General features: G+C 55.4%; 14 protein-coding genes and 6 pseudogenes. 14 read left to right on the top strand and 6 right to left on the bottom strand.

The genetic code is table 11. The features are described from left to right. The first annotated feature begins 18 nt into the window (after window positions 1-18). From hemE to JCM15764_RS11630, 7 genes and pseudogenes are all read left to right on the top strand, one after another. Window positions 19-1038, top strand: a complete 1020-nt coding sequence (gene hemE, locus JCM15764_RS11645; protein ID WP_054695856.1) for a uroporphyrinogen decarboxylase — start codon at window positions 19-21, stop codon at window positions 1036-1038. Window positions 1039-1131: 93 nt separating this feature from the next. Then, window positions 1132-1323, top strand: coding sequence for a hypothetical protein (locus JCM15764_RS11640; protein ID WP_054695854.1), 192 nt, complete (start codon window positions 1132-1134; stop codon window positions 1321-1323). Window positions 1324-1578: 255 nt separating this feature from the next. Then, window positions 1579-2288: pseudogene (locus tag JCM15764_RS29725) on the top strand (hypothetical protein). Between the two features lie 56 nt (window positions 2289-2344). Further along, window positions 2345-2950 carry a cbb3-type cytochrome c oxidase subunit I gene (locus JCM15764_RS26665; RefSeq protein ID WP_279384407.1) on the top strand — a complete coding sequence of 202 codons (606 nt, stop codon included), beginning with the start codon at window positions 2345-2347 and terminating at the stop codon, window positions 2948-2950. Next, window positions 2896-3594 carry a cbb3-type cytochrome c oxidase subunit I gene (locus JCM15764_RS26660; RefSeq protein WP_279384406.1) on the top strand — a complete coding sequence of 233 codons (699 nt, stop codon included), beginning with the start codon at window positions 2896-2898 and terminating at the stop codon, window positions 3592-3594. Before JCM15764_RS26665 ends, JCM15764_RS26660 begins: the two co-directional genes overlap by 55 nt. Then, window positions 3582-3836 (top strand): hypothetical protein, encoded by a 255-nt coding sequence (locus JCM15764_RS23220; RefSeq protein ID WP_243688830.1) that lies wholly within the window; start codon window positions 3582-3584, stop codon window positions 3834-3836. Before JCM15764_RS26660 ends, JCM15764_RS23220 begins: the two co-directional genes overlap by 13 nt. Before the next feature lie 90 nt (window positions 3837-3926). Further along, window positions 3927-4151: a hypothetical protein gene (locus tag JCM15764_RS11630; protein ID WP_230198996.1), complete on the top strand. Its 225-nt coding sequence runs from the start codon at window positions 3927-3929 to the stop codon at window positions 4149-4151. 53 nt (window positions 4152-4204) lie between these two features. On the opposite strand, the gene hslO is transcribed toward JCM15764_RS11630, so the two are convergent. The 6 genes and pseudogenes from hslO to aroF all read right to left on the bottom strand — a co-directional run bounded on the left by hslO (window position 4205) and on the right by aroF (window position 9835). After that, window positions 4205-5104 carry an Hsp33 family molecular chaperone HslO gene (hslO, locus tag JCM15764_RS11625; RefSeq protein ID WP_054695851.1) on the bottom strand — a complete coding sequence of 300 codons (900 nt, stop codon included), beginning with the start codon at window positions 5102-5104 and terminating at the stop codon, window positions 4205-4207. Then, a complete protein-coding gene (locus JCM15764_RS11620) occupies window positions 5095-5628 on the bottom strand; it encodes a hypothetical protein (RefSeq protein ID WP_054695848.1) in 534 nt (177 codons plus the stop codon). Before JCM15764_RS11620 ends, hslO begins: the two co-directional genes overlap by 10 nt. 33 nt (window positions 5629-5661) lie before the next feature. Further along, complete coding sequence (locus JCM15764_RS29720) at window positions 5662-6207, bottom strand: hypothetical protein (protein ID WP_243688829.1); 546 nt, start codon at window positions 6205-6207, stop codon at window positions 5662-5664. A 141-nt stretch (window positions 6208-6348) separates the two neighbouring features. Beyond that, window positions 6349-8031: a peptidase U32 family protein gene (locus JCM15764_RS11615; protein ID WP_243688828.1), complete on the bottom strand. Its 1683-nt coding sequence runs from the start codon at window positions 8029-8031 to the stop codon at window positions 6349-6351. A 171-nt stretch (window positions 8032-8202) separates the two neighbouring features. Beyond that, window positions 8203-8676, bottom strand: a complete 474-nt coding sequence (locus tag JCM15764_RS11610; protein ID WP_054695845.1) for a hypothetical protein — start codon at window positions 8674-8676, stop codon at window positions 8203-8205. Window positions 8677-8820: 144 nt separating this feature from the next. Further along, window positions 8821-9835 (bottom strand): annotated as a pseudogene (gene aroF / locus JCM15764_RS11605) (3-deoxy-7-phosphoheptulonate synthase). Between the two features lie 414 nt (window positions 9836-10249). Between aroF and JCM15764_RS11600 the strand changes: the two are divergent. The 7 genes and pseudogenes from JCM15764_RS11600 to cbiE all read left to right on the top strand — a co-directional run bounded on the left by JCM15764_RS11600 (window position 10250) and on the right by cbiE (window position 16372). Beyond that, entirely contained in the window at window positions 10250-11029 is a 780-nt protein-coding gene (locus tag JCM15764_RS11600) for a hypothetical protein (RefSeq protein WP_054695841.1), read from the top strand. A 201-nt stretch (window positions 11030-11230) separates the two neighbouring features. Further along, window positions 11231-11689, top strand: coding sequence for a YqaA family protein (locus JCM15764_RS11595; protein WP_054695838.1), 459 nt, complete (start codon window positions 11231-11233; stop codon window positions 11687-11689). A gap of 21 nt (window positions 11690-11710) precedes the next feature. Then, window positions 11711-13008, top strand: a pseudogene (locus JCM15764_RS11590) (M16 family metallopeptidase). Window positions 13009-13087: 79 nt separating this feature from the next. Then, on the top strand, window positions 13088-13345 hold the full coding sequence (locus JCM15764_RS11585) for a sirohydrochlorin chelatase (RefSeq protein ID WP_279384404.1): 258 nt from the start codon (window positions 13088-13090) through the stop codon (window positions 13343-13345). A 46-nt stretch (window positions 13346-13391) separates the two neighbouring features. Beyond that, window positions 13392-14029: pseudogene (locus JCM15764_RS23210) on the top strand (precorrin-8X methylmutase). Window positions 14030-14039: 10 nt separating this feature from the next. Beyond that, window positions 14040-15126: pseudogene (locus JCM15764_RS11575) on the top strand (cobalt-precorrin-5B (C(1))-methyltransferase). 30 nt (window positions 15127-15156) lie between these two features. Then, window positions 15157-16372, top strand: a pseudogene (gene cbiE / locus JCM15764_RS11570) (precorrin-6y C5,15-methyltransferase (decarboxylating) subunit CbiE). Window positions 16373-16489 lie beyond the last annotated feature (117 nt).

Raw genomic sequence — 16489 nt, 5'->3', positions numbered from 1 at the left:
TAAAAGGAGGGGTTATCAATGAATACACGTTTTTTGGATGCCTGCTGGGGCAAGCCTGTCGACCGGACACCGGTGTGGCTTATGCGCCAGGCGGGCCGTTACCTGCCCGATTACATGCGGGTGCGCAGCAAGTGCACCTTTTTGGAACTGTGTAAGACTCCGGAACTGGCCGCTGAAGTGACCATCCAGCCGGTGGATATTCTCGGTGTCGATGCTGCGATCCTCTTTTCCGATATCCTTACCCCGGTGGAGCCCATGGGCATGGCCCTGGATTTTGTCCCTGGCCCGGTGTTCGAACACCCGATCAGGACAATGGCCGACGTGGAAAAGCTGCGTATCCCCCAGATGGAGCAGGATGTTCCCTACGTGCTGGAAACAATCAAGATCCTTCGCCGCGAGCTGGCCAACAAGGTGCCTCTGATCGGCTTCGGTGGCGCTCCCTTTACCCTCGCCTGCTATATGGTGGAAGGCAAAGGCTCCAAGGATTGGGCCACCATCAAGCGGATGATGTATGCTGCCCCTGAGGTCTATGCGGCTCTCATGGAAAAAGTGACCATGATGGACATGGAGTACCTCAATGCCCAGATCAAGGCCGGTGCCCAAGCCATCCAGATTTTCGATACCTGGGGAGGCGTTCTGTCCCCATCCGACTACGAAAAATTCGTTCTTCCCTACACCACCAAGCTGATCAACGGCCTCAACCGGCAAAACGTTCCGGTTATCCACTTTGTCAAGGGAGCCGGCACCATGCTCGACACCGTCAAAAAGGCGGGGGGGGATGTGATGGGCCTCGACTGGCACACAAATCTGGGAAAAGCCCGCGACATTCTCGGTAGCATGGCCGTCCAGGGCAACCTGGATCCCACCGTGCTGTTTGCGCCTAAAGATGTCATCGAAAAAGAGGTTAAACGGGTGCTGGATGAGAACGGCGGACGCCCCGGCCATATCTTCAATCTGGGACATGGAATTTTACCGACGGTACCGCCGGAGAATGCCATCCACATGGTGGAATGCGTACACCGTCTTTCGCAGCAATAAGGAACGAACAGTCCTGTCTATGCAGGGCATAGACAAAGTAAAGGAGAAGACTATGCTAAGAAAAACAGGTATGGTGCTGCTGCACTGCTGTTGATGACAGGTATTGCCTTTGCCGGCGTGGATGTCAGCGTTAATGTGGGCGTGCCCGCTCCCCGTATTCCGGCCCCTCAGGTGAGAGTGATTGAGAAGGAGACCATCATAATCAAAGAGAAAAAGGGCCATGGAAAACATAAGGGTCACTTTAAGGAAAAAGAAGGTAAAAGAAAACACAAAGGCAAGGATTAATACAATCTTCGCTTGAAAAACTGAGAAACTTCTGCAGGCAAGGCGGGTAAACCCCGCCTTTTCTGTTTTCGCAGCAAAGGAGGCTAACCGGTGGCAAAGGCAGGAATGCATGACAGATCCGATGGTGCGAAAATCCTTGCCTATCCCCCCGCTGGCACTGGTGCGCTGGCAAGCGACCCATGGGGGCCGCAATTGACATCCCTGAGCATGTGATTAATATTGTTTCATGTGGTTGACTCCCCGCAGGGGGTGAACATGAAAATCTCAGACAGGAAGATGCTGCTGTCCCCCCTATGGCTTCAAACAGCCATAATCACCTTTCTTCTCGGCTTTGCCGTGCTTGGCTACCTTGCCTTGCGCGTCAGTACCGACCACCCACCAATCCCGCGTCAGGTGCTGACTGCCGATGGAAGCATCCTGTTTACCGGTGAAGACATCATTAGCGGTCAACAGATATTCCAGAAATACGGTCTCATGCAATACGGCACTATTTATGGCCATGGCGCTTACCTGGCCCCGATTTCACTGCCCAATATCTCCATTACCAAAGTACGGGAATGCTCTCCTTCTATCGCGGTCAGGAGCTTTCCGATGCTGAGGCCAGGGAGCGGATACGGCGGGAGCTGAAGGCGAACCTCTACGATCCGAACACAGGAACTTTGAAATATACCAAGGGGCAGGACCAAGCCTTCGGAACCATGGTGGATTTCTACCGTGACTGGTTAATTACTACCGGCAACAACACAGGTTTGCGCCGGCCGTCCATCACCAACGAGGGAGAAATCAGGAAGCTGACAGCCTTCTTTTCCTGGGCGGCATGGACGAGTGCTGCAACACGCCCCGACGCCCCATATTCCTATACCAACAACTGGCCGGCGACTCCCTTGCCGGTAACGAACCAACGGCCCAAGCCCTTCTCTGGAGCGTTCTCAGCCTGGCCGCGCTTCTTGGGGGCACTGGAGTAGTTCTGTTTCTTTTCGGCCGTTACAAGTGGCTGGGTTGGCATGGTGATGAAGAGCAGTTGCCGGAGCGCCGTTTTATACTGCCGGACCAAGTCAGGCTGACACCGGCGCAAAGGGCGACCGCGTGGTATTTCCTTGTTGTGGCCGGCCTGTTTCTTTGCCAGGGGCTGCTCGGTGGCGTCAATGCCCACTATCATGTGGAACCGGAAGGCTTTTTCGGCCTGAAGCTCGACCAATGGCTTCCCTATAACCTGTCACGCATGTGGCACGTGCAACTGGCCCTCTTTTTCGTTGCCTCCAGTTTTTTGGCCATGGGTATCTTTCTCGCGCCGATGATCGCCCGCCACGAGCCAAGGCACCAGGACAAACTTGCACTGGTGCTCTTTGGGGCACTGGTTGTGGTAGTTGTCGGCAGCCTGGCTGGTGAAGCCGCCAGCATCAAGGACTACATAGGTCTGGCCGGCCCCTGGTTCTGGATAGGGTCACAAGGATGGGAATATCTGGACCTGGGGCGGTTGTGGCAGATGCTGCTGACCCTGGGCATGTTTCTCTGGCTGGTGATCCTGGTGCGCGGACTCAAGGATACGCTCCAGGAGGAGCATCCTGCAACATGCCCTGGCTCTTTCTCTACAGTGCCCTTTCCATCCCGCTCTTCTATGCGGTAGGGATGGCTTTCGGCAAGAGCAGCAATTTTGCCGTCATCGACTTCTGGCGCTTCTGGGTAGTGCATCTGTGGGTGGAGGATTTTCTCGAACTGTTCACCACCATCATGGTCGCCTATATTTTTGTCCTGCTGGGGGTGGTGCGGGCCAGGGTGGCGAATATCATCATCTATATGGATATCATCCTCTATTCAATTGGCGGTGTCATCGGCACCATGCATCATCTCTATTTCAGCGGTGCACCGGCAATACACATGGCGCTGGGCGCATTTTTCTCGGCCATGGAGGTCATTCCGCTGGTACTCCTGACCTACGAGGCCTGGCGCTTCATGCAGCTGGGGGTCGCGGGGGGCGAGAAGTCCATGTTTGCAACCCCCAGCAGCCAATTTCCACACAAATGGGCGGTCATGTTCCTCATTGCAGTCGGCTTCTGGAACTTCCTGGGGGCCGGAGTCTTCGGTTTCCTCATCAACCTGCCCATCGTCAGCTATTACGAAATCGGTACCCAATGGACGGCCAATCACGGGCATGGGGCGCTGATGGGTGTTTACGGCATGCTGGCAATGAGATCCTCTTTCTGGAGTATGAACATCGGGCTTGCTGGATGCTCTTCATCAACCTCTTCCCAGTTGGCGTGCTCCAGCTGAATGATGCCCTCACCTACTCCTATTGGCACGCCAGAGCTCCAGAGTTTTTTCAGCAGCCATTGGTCAGGGTCTTTGAATGGCTTCGCTTTCCCGGCGATGCAATCTTCATTGTTGGCGGTATCTTCCCGGTCGTCTACCTTGCGGTGCGGATGTTTATCAACAGAAACAGGCCGGGGGGCCATGGATGGCAGGAAGAGGGTGAATTTACGAGATTTGCCGGAGGCGAAAATTTAAAAGCTTGAAAAAAATAAATTAAAAAGTATATAATTTCACATTATTTGGGTGGCAATAATTACATAAGCACCTGAAAAAATCGCCTACGGTGGGGGAGAATGATGGAAAATTGTGAGTTGTTGGAAAAATGCGTTTTCTTCAACGACAAGATGGGTAACATGCCATCGACTGCCAGTGTCATCAAGATGAGGTATTGCAGGGAAGACAGCAGCGGCTGTGCCAGATATCTGGTGTGCAAGGCCTTGGGCAGGGAAAACGTACCGGCTGACCTGTTCCCCAATCAGGAGGACAGGGCACGACAGCTGATTGCCTCGGCCAGGTAAAGTTGCTTTCGCTTTTCACACAGGCAGGCCTGTCGATTTACCCGGCAGGCCTTTTATTTTGATGATGCGGTATCGGTCAATTCCTGCAGCAGAAGCTCCAGAGCCTTCCGATCAAAGATATAGCTCTCGCGGCAAAATTCACAATTCACCGTTACCTGTTCCTGTTTTTCAAGCATGTCTGATAGCTCCTCCCGACCAAGGGAGAACAGCACCCGTTCAATTTTTTGCCGGCTGCAGGAGCAGTCGAAGGCCAGGGCACGCCTCTCCAGAATGTCGTAGGGAATATCTGCAAAAAGCAAGGCCAGCAGTTCTTCCGGCTTGCTGCCGTTGCGCAGCAGCTCGCTTATGGGGGGCAGTTTGGCTATGCGCTCCATCAGGGTATCGACTGCAACATCATCGGCCGGTGGAAGTGCCTGGATGAGAAATCCTCCGGCCGCAGCCACACTGTTGTCTGGTTCCACGTAGACACCCAGTCCGACTGCCGAGGGTATCTGCTCCGATTCGGTCAGATAGAGTGCCAGATCTTCGGCAATTTCGCTGGAGAAAAGCTGGACGGTGCCACGATAGGGCTCCTTGAGACTAAGGTCCTTAGTGACAGTTAGAAATCCAGCACGACCCAAGGCTCCGGCCACATCCAGCTTACCGTTTTTTTCCGGCAGATGCACATGGGGAGCGCCTACACAGCCACGAACGGCACCGTTACTGTCCCCTTCGACCAGGATCTTCTGCAGCGGTCCATTGCCTTCGAACTTGAGTGCCACCCGTTGACCCGTCTTCAGCAGCGCACCGAAAAGTGCTCCACCGGTCAGGGCCCGCCCCAAGGCAGCGGAGGCTGTCGGCCAGGTATCGTGCCGGCGGCAAAGCTCGTTGACCAGCTCGGTGGTGAGGCAGGCAAGCGCCCGCACCTTGCCGTTTTTGCTGATAATCCTCACCAGATAATCACTCACAGGCATAATCCCAGACGGCCGATCATTTCACCCTCCCTGAAAAGCAACTCCTTAATGGTGAGAAAGTCACAGACCTTGATCCCATTGATGTTATAAGCAAGAAATTTCTGCAGTTCGGGCACCTGGGTCAAATCGCAGGAGATGGTGCCCTCGCTGTAGGAAAGAAATGGAATTTTTCCCACGACCTTCCTCGTGACAAAATCCACATCAACAGGTTTTACCTCTTCAATCTTGAGAAAGATCATCTTCTCCTTTGGCGTAAAGAATATCCGTTCCACGCCAAATCGCGCAGAAAATGGAATGCTGAACGGAATCAGCTTCTTCTTCACCTTGCCGCTGATCTCCCCATAGCCATCATAAAATTTCATGGACAACTCGTGGATTTCCTCGTCCATTGCCCGGGCGATCAACTCCCGATGAAAGTAGTCCTGGCTCACCCGCACTTCCCTGCGGGTTACGATCTCTTTCAGCTGCTGATCCTTGATCAGATCAAGCAGGGCCGGATTTTTCAACATGTCGAAGATGCTCATTTTATACCTCTGTTGTGGAGTCTTATAAAGATGTCAGACAAGGCCGCGGTTGAAGTTGAAATCGGACGTTCCGTTCAGTTCCACTCCCCTGTCGAAGGCATTGATGATCCTGCCATAGTCGGCGGAAGAGATCTGGGAAAGGTCGAGAATGAAGGAGCTGCAACCCATCTCCTTTAGTTTTCCCTTGAATGCGGTCAGGGAAAACATGACATTTGGCGTAACTACTGTAAGACCATCCCTGTTTGTCACCATGTAGCCGTCATTGCGGTCGGAAACCACCGGTACATCGCTGCGCACATCCTTGATGCGGATTTTGGAGGTGATGGCAGGGACGCCGCAATAGGCGATGACACGCCTTTTGATTGACACATCGGCAGCCAATAGCTCCGCCATATTTTCCGCATCGTCCTCGATATAGAGTGTTGCCGCGGTGGCGCCCAATTCCTGCCACGCCAGCAGCGCCTGGCTGTTAAGGGAGAAAAGCCGGTAATCGGTGGAAATCTCCACCGCGTGGCCTGAAAGCAGCTCGAAATGAGACAGGTTCGTTGCCTCGAAGCGGCGGAAACCGAGGCTTGTCAAGGTGGTGACTGCTTCACGAAAAAAGTATATCCGCTTCGAAAATGATAAAGGGAAGCTGCCAGATTACCTGCTGTTCCCGCGCCTTAAGTTTGCGGACAAACAGGGACACCTGATGCATGTTAGCCTTGGACACCGGCAGGATCAGGGAGTCGATTCCGTTCTGGTGGAGCAGATGGTAGTCACGGATATGCTCAAGGCGGACAGTGAGTTCCTCCCGAGTTGCTTCTTTGGCAGCCTTCCTGCGACCAGGGCCTGAAGGGCCGCTTTCCGGTGACCGCGGGTATGCTCCTTCAACTCCCCCGTCACCTTTTCTTCGAGCCGGCGGTAGAATTCACGGCGAATTTCTTTTAGCTTGACCGGAGGGATGAGCACGGCCGGGAATCCGGGTGCGGCCAACGAGGCGAGGGTGAAGGCAGTATCACCTGTCTTGTTGAACTGGGCAGTAAGCACGGCCTCCATGTCGGTGGTGCGTGCCTCTTCCAGTTGTCCCAGATGGAATTCCAGGCATTCATTCTTTCCCGCCACCATGGCCTCAATGCGCAAATTTTGGTCGACCATCGCCAGTTGCAGTTTGCAGGGCAGCTTGTCCCCCTTGACGGCATCCAGCTTTTTCAGGCAGGCGCTTTCGCTCATGGTGAAGGCCGTTTCCGACGAGACCTTGAACACTGTGTCCCCGATCTTAAAGGGAAATGGCGATGGCGTGGAAACCAGGGCTTTTTCATGAAGCTGTTTGACCTGCTGCTTGCCAAGGTAAAGTTCTTTGATGGTAAAGGCGCGGCCAGCCATATCGCTTTTGGGTTGCACCCGGATGCGGTCCCCCACGTGCAGCTTGTCCTTTGTTTCAAAGGTGATGCGGTTACCCTGAATGGATTTGATGGCGCCGAGGAACCGGCCGGTAGCGCCTTTCAGGGAAGGGGTGGCAATATCGGTCGGCTGGTGGGAGGCGAGAAAGCCCTTGGTCGGCACCCGGCCGAAAGAGAGCTTCAGGAGTTCCTTGGCCGCGGCCACCGCCTCGGCTCGTTTCCGTTCAGGGGCATCCAGAACCTGCCGGTAAGCGCCGACGACACTGGCCACGTATTCGGCGGATTTCATCCTGCCTTCGATCTTCAGGGAGGAGACGCCTGCGTCCATGAGCTGGGGGATCAAATCGATGCTGGAGAAATCGTTGGTGGAGAAATAATAACCTTCCTTGCCGCGGTAGGTATACTGACGGCGGCAAGGCTGGGCGCAACGTCCCCGGTTGCCGCTGTGGCCGCCGAGAAACGAAGAGAAGTAGCATTGCCCGGAGAAGGAAAAACAGAGGGCGCCGTGGATGAAGCATTCAATTTCTGCGGTGGTAGAGTCGGCGATGGCCCTGATCTCGTCCAGGTGCAGCTCACGGGCCAGCACCACCCGCTGGAAACCGAGTTTTTCCAGCTGCTTCACCCCCAGGGAATTGTGAATGGTCATCTGGGTGGAGGCATGAAGCGGAATGCCGGGGAAGAAATTTCTGATCAGGCGGGCCGTGGCCATATCCTGCAGGATGACCCCGTCGACCCGCATTTCTTCCAGGGAGGCAAGCACCTCCACCAGGCGCGGCAGCTCTGATTCCTTGACCAGGGTGTTGATGGTGACATAAACTCTGCGTCCCATGCTGTGGGCATAGGCAAGCATGCGCTCCATCTGGGAAAGGGAAAAATTCTTCGCTTTGGCCCGGGCGGAAAAATCTTGCAGCCCGGCATAAACGGCATCGGCCCCCTTTTCCATGGCGGCGAAAAAGGCTTCCAGTGAGCCGGCGGGGGAGAGTAATTCAGGCTTTTTTCTTGTTTTTTCTACAAAAGACATCCGGTTAGACTACCCGAAGGGGGGAAATGCGTCAAGTTGAATGAGCCAGTGCATGCCTTGTAATGAAAGGGAAATCTTATAACCTTTTACACGGTAGCGAGCGGCTGGTTGTCCAGCGAGGCAGGCACGGTGGGCACCTTCTTCATCAGCCTTCCCACCGCCGGTAAATAATCAGTTGTTCTTGGCAGTCCTTTTTTTGCTCGTTTTTCTGCCTTCACCCGCCAGGGAGAAGATGTCGGCCTGGGAAATGCACCAGACCCCCTCTTCCTTTTGCAGCTTGAAGGATCTCGTTACATGGTCGGTGCCTGCCGCTTCCCCTTCCATGCCTACCTTTGCTCTCAGGGTCACGGTATAATCATTTTTTACCGATACCTTTACCTCCTGCATCTTTTCCCAGCAACAGGCAGGTTTTTTGGCGGCTGTGGCGAGTTTGCGAACAAATTGTTCCTTGCTTCCCTTGCCGGCAACGGTTCGGTCGAAAAGCTGGTCATAGCGCCCATCGCGCCAAAGATCAAGGATTTCGCCGAAGCCTTTTTGCGCCTCGGCCTGCAATTCCTCGGCAGAGAGATAGGGTGTCTTTGCCGGGGCGGGACTGAAGCAGGCAAGTGAGAGTATCACAGTGAGCATAAGGATGAACGGCCGCATGGGCACCTCCTCAGGTAAAATTTCGCCAATAATAGAAGAACGAGAGGCACAGGGCAAGGGGAAAAAACAGTCGGCGGACGGAAGACGGAAGACGGCGGTCAGGCGAGAAAAGAGCTCCACCGACCACCGACTGCCGACCGTTTTTTAAAGCCGTCTATCTGCAGCTTCGGCAAAAAGTTTCAGCTGGGCCATCATCCTGGCGAACTTTTTCGGCTTCAGGGATTGGGGACCATCGGACGAAGCACGCTCCGGGTCAGGGTGCACTTCTATGATCAGCATCTGCACCGGAGGCCACAGCGGCATAGGCCATGGGGGCCACATACTGGTAGTGGCCGGTGCCGTGGGAAGGATCGACAATAACCGGCAGATGGGTTTTTTCTTTGAGGACCGGAATAGCCGACAGGTCCAGAGTATTGCGGGTCGCAGTTTCGAAGGTGCGGATGCCGCGCTCGCAGAGGATAACCTTCTGGTTCCCTTCGCTGAGGATGTACTCGGCACTCATGAGGAACTCCTGGATGGTCATGGACATGCCCCGTTTGAGAAGCACTGGCCTGGAGAGCTGGCCGACCTTCTTCAGCAGGGCGAAGTTCTGGGCGTTGCGGGCGCCGATCTGCAGAATATCCGAATATTCAGCGACGAGGTCGCAGTCTCAGGATTAACCACTTCGGTAACGATCGGCAGTCCGGTCAGGTCGCGGGCCTTTGCAGGAGTTTCAGTCCTTCCTCTTCAAGGCCCTGAAAGGAATAGGGGGAGGTGCGGGGCTTGAAGGCGCCGCCGCGCAGCACGTGGGCACCGGCTTCCTTCACTGCCAGGCTGAAGAGATAATCTGTTCCTCGCTTTCGACGGAACAGGGGCCGGCCATGACCACTATTTCCTTGCCGCCGATGCTGAGAGTATCAGTAATGGGAATGATGCTGGTTTCTTTTTTAACTTCCTTTGAAGCAAGCTTGTATGGCTGCAGGATGGGTACCACGCTTTCCACCCCGTGCATGGACTCGATAGACTGAAGCACTGTTTTCCCCCTTTCGTCGCCAACTGCGCCAATTACATCGCGGGTCGCACCATGGATGACATGGGGCTGGTATCCCAGCTCCCTGACCCGCTTCAACACTTCTTCTCTGTCCTTTTTAACTGCTCCGGATTTCATGACAATGATCATTCTTCCTCTCCTTTTTCCCGAAAACAAAAAGGCCGGAGGATCGCCCCCGGCCTTGAAAATTGTACTGCAAATGAAAAAGCCGGGGGTCGGATTCCTGTCCACCCTCGGCTTTCGGTTTTTATTAGTAAAGTTTACTGCTCTCGCCTAATTCGAACCTCTACCCTGGGCAGACGGCCTAAAGAAAAAGCCGCACCAAAAATAAAAGCTGAAAAAGGAAAAATAACTGGTCGTGAGCATGGTTGCTATAATCGCTGAATCTTTTCCGTCATGTCAAGATTTTTTATTGTATAGGTGAAAAAATAGCGACACGACGAGCTGACAGGTGCAGCTACTTATTTTTGCTGCACCTTCAACAATTGCCATGTTATAGTTGGACATTCTGTGGGAAGTATTCCAACCAACAAGGAGAGATTCATGAAACAGCCATTGATTCTTGCCGCCGCCGTCCTGATTTCGCTTCTTCCACTTGCAGGGCAGGCAGATGAGGGGCAGAAGCCGGTTCATCCTGTCATTTCATCGGCCCGTCCCGGAGCTGAAAAGCCCAAAGAGGCCGAACAGCCCAAGCAAGTTCAGGTGTCGGGAAAAGTCATGCAAACCATGAACGGCGGAGGGTACACCTATATCCTCGTGAAACAGGCTGACGGCAACAAGATCTGGCTGGCGATCCCCCAGACCAGTGTCGAACTGGGTGCCCAGTTGACCTTCAAGCCGGGCATGGAGATGGTCAATCTGCCCAGCAAATCCTTGAATCGCACCTTCGACAGGATCATCTTCTCGGAAGGAATCGTCGAGGAGGGGAAAAATGCGAAAAAGGGGACAAAAAAATCACCGGGCAGCAAGGGGGCAATCGCCGTTGCCGAAGGCAAGATAAAGGTGAAGAAGGCGACGGGTGCCAATGCTTACACAGTCGCTGAGCTTTACAAGCTGAAGGGCAAGCTGAACAAAAAGAACATTGTCGTCAGAGGGAAGGTGGTGAGGGTCTCTGCCAACATCATGGGCAAGAACTGGATCCATCTCCAGGATGGCAGTGGCGATCCGAAGAAAGGCACCCATAATCTGGTTGTCACGTCCCAGGCCATGCCGGTCATCGGGGAGGTCGTCACCGCCAAAGGCGTACTCTACGGTGACAAGGACTTCGGCGGCGGCTACAAGTACGTGGTAATTGTCGAGAAAGCGGAGCTGGAAATCCAGTAACGGCGGTATTGCCTTATATATTGTGACTTTGTCAGCAATCTGAGGCCCCCTGTGCTGCAGGGGGCCTTTTTTATACAACTGCGGAAAATATACTCATAAAGGGAGAGCCGGTTTTGCTGAAGCTTCCTTTTCCTCTCATGAGCCGAGTCAGATAAGGCCAAACTCTTTGACAATCAGCCCCCTTTCCGCTACTTTGGCGGGGTGCAAGACATACTCCTCAGCCATGGTTATCCAGCCCTTTTCCTCCTCAGTTTCCTTGCCTCAACTCTGGTTCCGCTGGGTTCCGAATGGCTGCTGGCGATAATGCTCGTCAATCAACATGATCCGGTAGCTACAGTGGCGGTGGCCACCACAGGCAACCTGCTGGGCGCCTGCACCACCTATTGGCTCGGCATTTATGGGGGACCGTGGCTTATCCGCAGGGTGTTGCGGATTAATGAACAGTCAGAGGCGCGGGCAAAGGAATTCTACCGTCGCTATGGTTCATGGTCGCTGCTTTTTTCCTGGCTGCCGGTAATCGGCGACCCCCTTTGTCTTGCAGGCGGGCTCTTAAGGATCGGCTTCGTCAGATTTTCCGGGCTGGTTTTCCTCGGCAAGCTTTGCCGATACGTGGCAGTGGCATGGCTGACGTTGCAGGGTTCAAAGATAATAACGGGTTAAATGCCTGATTTTGGAGGTTACATGATAACCCGTCGCAAAAAAGTGCTGGCCAACGGCTTGCGGGTCGTGGCGGTGGAAATGCCACACCTGCATAGTGTGGAGATAGCCGTATATATCAGGGTTGGTGGACGTAATGATCCGCAGCAACAGGCAGGGCTGTCACATTTTCTCGAACACATGCTTTTTCGCGGTAATGAGGACTATCCTGCCGGCATAGATCTGGAGGTGGCCTTCGATGCCATCGGTGGTTCCGTCAATGCCGCAACCGATGAGGAGAGCACCTGCTATTTTTCACGGGTCCATCCCCGGCATGTGGAGAAGGGGCTGCAACTGTTCGCCTCCATGCTGCTCCGGTCCACGTTGACGGGGCTCGATGTGGAAAAGCGCATCATCACCGAGGAAGCGTTGGAAGATATCAACGACCGCGGCGAAGAGACCAATCCCAGCAACCTGTCGAGCAAAATGATGTGGCCCGGTCATCCCTTGGGAATGCCGACCATCGGCTATCTGGAAACCATCAATGCCATTACCGAACAGGACCTGCGTCGCCATCTGGCATCTTTCTATGTGCCGTCCAACAGTGTGGTGGTAGTGGCCGGGGATATCAAGGCAGAGCGTATTTTTTCAGCATGTGAAGACGCTTTTGCCGACTGGAGCGGCCAGCCGCTCCCTGCCTTGTTGCAGGCCACTGGGGACCAGCACCGGCCGCAGTCCCTGTTCGTCCGGGACGCGGACAGCCAGGTCAACCTGCAGATCGCTTTCCGCGGCTTTGCCCGCCCCGACCAGCGCATCATGACCACCAGGCTGATTCGCCGGATTCTCTGCGGCGGCGGGAGCTCCAGGTTGCACCTGCTTTTGCGGGAGAAATTGGGTATAGTCTACTCGGTGGATGCCTCCATATCGGCCTATGATGAAACGGGCTCTTTCGGCATCGAACTGGCGACGGCACCGGAGAACCTGCCGCTGGCGGTAAGGGAAATTCTCAACCAGGTGAGAAGGCTTGCTGTGGAAGCCGTTGGGGATGAGGAATTGGCGCGGGTCAAGGATGGATACTTCTTCGATCTGGAATACAGCCGCGACTCCACCTATGAGATGCAGGTGCGCTACGGGTGGGGCGAGCTGATGGATATAGTCCGGGAACTTGAAGAGGACCATGCCGAGGCTGCCGCTATCGACGCTCACCAGCTTAAGGCGGCTGCTGCAGCACTGTTTGCCCCCTGCAACCTGAATCTGGTGGCAGTCGGTCCGTTGAAGGCAGGCTCAAGCGTGAGGTGGAAAAGATACTGCTTGACTATGAGCAGGAATGCATACGGGAGTAGTTATGGAAACAGCGATTTTGATCATGGCCCATGGGAGCCGTATTCCCGACGCCAACCAGGCGGTGCATGAAATAGCCGCATGGTGAAAAAGATGACCGGCTACGACATCGTCGAGGTCTCATTCCGCGAGCAGCACGCCCCGAACATCCAAAAAGGGATCGATGCCTGCGTGGCCAGGGGGGCGGAGCGCATCCTGCTGCTTCCCTATTTCCTATACATGGGAGCCCATGTGCTGGAGGACCTGCCGGCTGAACTGGAAGAGGCCAGGCAGCGCCATCCCCAGGTGGAAATGGCCATGGGCAAACATCTGGCGTTCACCACAAGCTGGCCGAGATAGTCGTCGAGCGCATCGCCCAATCCCTTACCGAGCAGAGGTGGTACTGATGTCCACCCACCTGCGTCCGGAAGAGATTGAAGCCGAATCTTTCCGCCTGATCGAGGCTGAGGTCGGCCCCCATTCCTGGTCCTTCGAGGAGTGGCAGGTGGTGCGGCGGGCAATCCATACCAGTGCCGACTTCGAATATTCCAAAAATCTGTTCTTTTCGGCGGCAGCCGTCGTGCGTGGCGTTGCAGCGCTACGTCGCGGGCTCGGCATCGTCACCGATACCAACATGGCCCTTGCCGGCATAAACCGGGCCAGGCGGGAGCGATTCGGCAACAGGATCTCCTGTTTTGTCGCCGCCGAGGTGGCGCGGGCGGCCCAGGCTGAGGGAGTAACCCGTTCGATCCTTGCCATGGGCAAAGGGGCAGCCGATCCGCCAACGGCATCTTCGTCATCGGCAATGCCCCCACCTCTCTTTTCGAACTGCTGCGCCTGGTGCGGGAAGAAAATTTCAAACCGGCACTGGTCATCGGCCTGCCGGTCGGTTTCGTCGGCGCCGCTGAAAGCAAGGAAGCTCTCCTTGCTCTGGAGGATGATTACCCGGAAATTCCATTCATTACCAACCGGGGGCGCAAGGGTGGGTCCAATGTGGCGGCGGCAGTGGTCAACGCTTTGCTGATAATGGCAGAGGGGGGTTGATACTCTGATCATGACGCGCGCCTTCCTCAGATCCGGCTATACTACAGGCGCCTGTGCAGCTGCTGCGGCAAAAGGTGCGGCGGAAATGCTGCGTGACGGGCAGATCATCGACCGGGTGGAGATTATCCTGCCCGGCGGGGAGCTGGTGCCATTCACCCTGCGGAACCAGCAGCTTGGTGATAAATTCGCCTCCTGCTCAGTGGTAAAAGATGCCGGTGACGATCCGGACGTCACCAACGGCGCCGAAATCAACGTTGCGCTCACCATTGAGCCGGCGCCGCCGGGAACCAGGGGTGAGATTGCTATTTGCGGCGGGACCGGCATCGGCAAGGTAACCAAGCCGGGACTGGCGGTACCGGTGGGGGAATGGGCCATCAACCCGGTGCCGCGAAAGATGATCCGGGTCGTCATCAACGAAGTTTTTGCCATCCGCTGCGTTCCTTCCCTGATGAGGGTAACGGTCAGTATCCCCAACGGCGAAGAACTGGCGAAAAAGACGCTAAATGCCCGTCTGGGCATTATCGGTGGCCTGTCCATCCTGGGGACCACTGGCATCGTCAAACCCATATCGGCCAAGGCTGGACCGATACCATCGATGCCGCCATCGATGTTGCCCTGGCCTGCGGCAGCAAAACCCTGATCCTCTCCACCGGGCGTACCAGCGAGCTGGTCGCGGAACGGCACCTGCAGCTGGGAAAACTGACGCAAGAAGAAGCATTCATCATGATGGGGGACCACGTGGGCTATGCACTGAAGACCTGTGCTGCCAAGGGGGTCAGAGAGATTGTCATCGCCGGCCAGTTCGCAAAACTCCTCAAGGTGGCCTGCGGTCACGAGCAGACCCATGTTTCCTCCTCGGAGCTTGACCTGCAGCAGCTGGTTTCATGGCTTGGCCCTGAACCTCGGGCCTCGGGCTGGTACTGCTTGCCCAGCGGGCTAACACCGCCCGCCAAGTGCTGGAGGAATCCCATCACGATTCCGTGCTCATTGCTGTCGTCGTTGACCGGGTCAGGGACTTTGCTGAAAGGCTGGTTCCGGGTTTGAACATAAAGGTTTTACTGGCGGGCTATGGCCAGGAAGTGTTATATTTCGGCTGATTAACGAAGGAAAGTCAGCAAGGGGGGGCTATGCCTCAAAGGGAAAAGATATATCTGATCGGGGCAGGCATCGAAGGGTGGGAAGGTTTCGGGGCTACGGCGCTGGAGACTATCAACAAGGCGGAAGTCCTGATCGGCCATCAGCGGCTCCTGGACATTTTTCCGGACTTCAAAGGGGAAAAGCGGGTGCTGGAAGACCTTTCCATCATGCTCGAATACCTGAAGACCACGGAAAAGCGGACGGTGGTGCTGGGTTCCGGGGATCCGAACTTTTTTGGCGTGGCCCGGTTTATCCTGAGAAACCTGCCCAAGGAGCGGATAGAGATCTTCCCCAACGTGACCAGCGTTCAGTATGCCTTTGCCCGCATCAAGGAGCCGTGGGATGATGCGGTGTTCATTTCCGTTCATGGCAGAGGCTGAAGAGTGCCATTGATCGCATCATTGCCTCGGAAAAGGTGGCGGTCCTGACCGATGCCGTCAATTCCCCCGCGGCCATTGCCCGTGAACTTGCGGCGCGTGGCGCCGAAGGCTTTGAGGCGTGGCTGTGCGAGGATATGGGCCTGCCGGGGGAAAAATTCACCAAAACCGATGTGAGAAGCCTGGTCAACATCAGCTGTTCGCCGCTGAACATCCTCATCCTCATCAAGCCTGGGAGCCGACCCTGGAGCATTACCCGCTCATCGGCATCAGGGATGAGGAATTCGCCACGGCCAAAAAGCTCATCACCAAGGAAGAAGTGAGGGCGGTGACCCTGGCCAAGCTGCGTCTGCAGGATGACCTGGTCATGTGGGATATCGGCGCCGGCAGCGGCTCGGTCTCCATCGAGGCCTCCAACCTGATGCCCAACGGCAAAATCTTCGCCCTGGAAAAAAATGCCCAGTATCTCTCCTTCATCCGCGATAACCTGAAAAAGTTCGTTGCCCGCAATGTCACACTCATCGAGGCCTTTGCCCCCGAAGGGCTGGAGGACCTTCCGGATCCGGACCGGGTTTTCATCGGCGGCTCCGGCGGCATGCTGGAAGATATCATCGAGGCGGTGGACCGGCGGCTCAAGCCGGAAGGCCAGATCGTCCTCAATGCCGTCACCCTCGATACCCTGACCAAGGCGGTGGAATTCCTTGAAGACCACGGCTACAGCGTGGAGATAACCTGCGTCAACATCTCCAGGACCAAGGGGCTTACCGAGTACAAGATGTTTGAGGCCCATAATCCGGTGTATATCATCGCAGCCAGCAAAGAAGACTAAAAAGCGAATTCGCCTTCAGGCGGAGAGCGGCGTTGCCGCGTCGGCGCTTTCCTCGGCGTAGCGTGTGCCCTCTCCCTATCCCTCCCCCAGTGGGGAGTATATAGTTTACCCTCTCCC

The organism is Geotalea toluenoxydans JCM 15764, assembly GCF_001311985.1.
Classification (GTDB): domain Bacteria; phylum Desulfobacterota; class Desulfuromonadia; order Geobacterales; family Geobacteraceae; genus Geotalea; species Geotalea toluenoxydans.
Note: the sequence above shows the minus strand (reverse complement) of the source record. Positions and strands in the feature narration are given on the sequence as shown.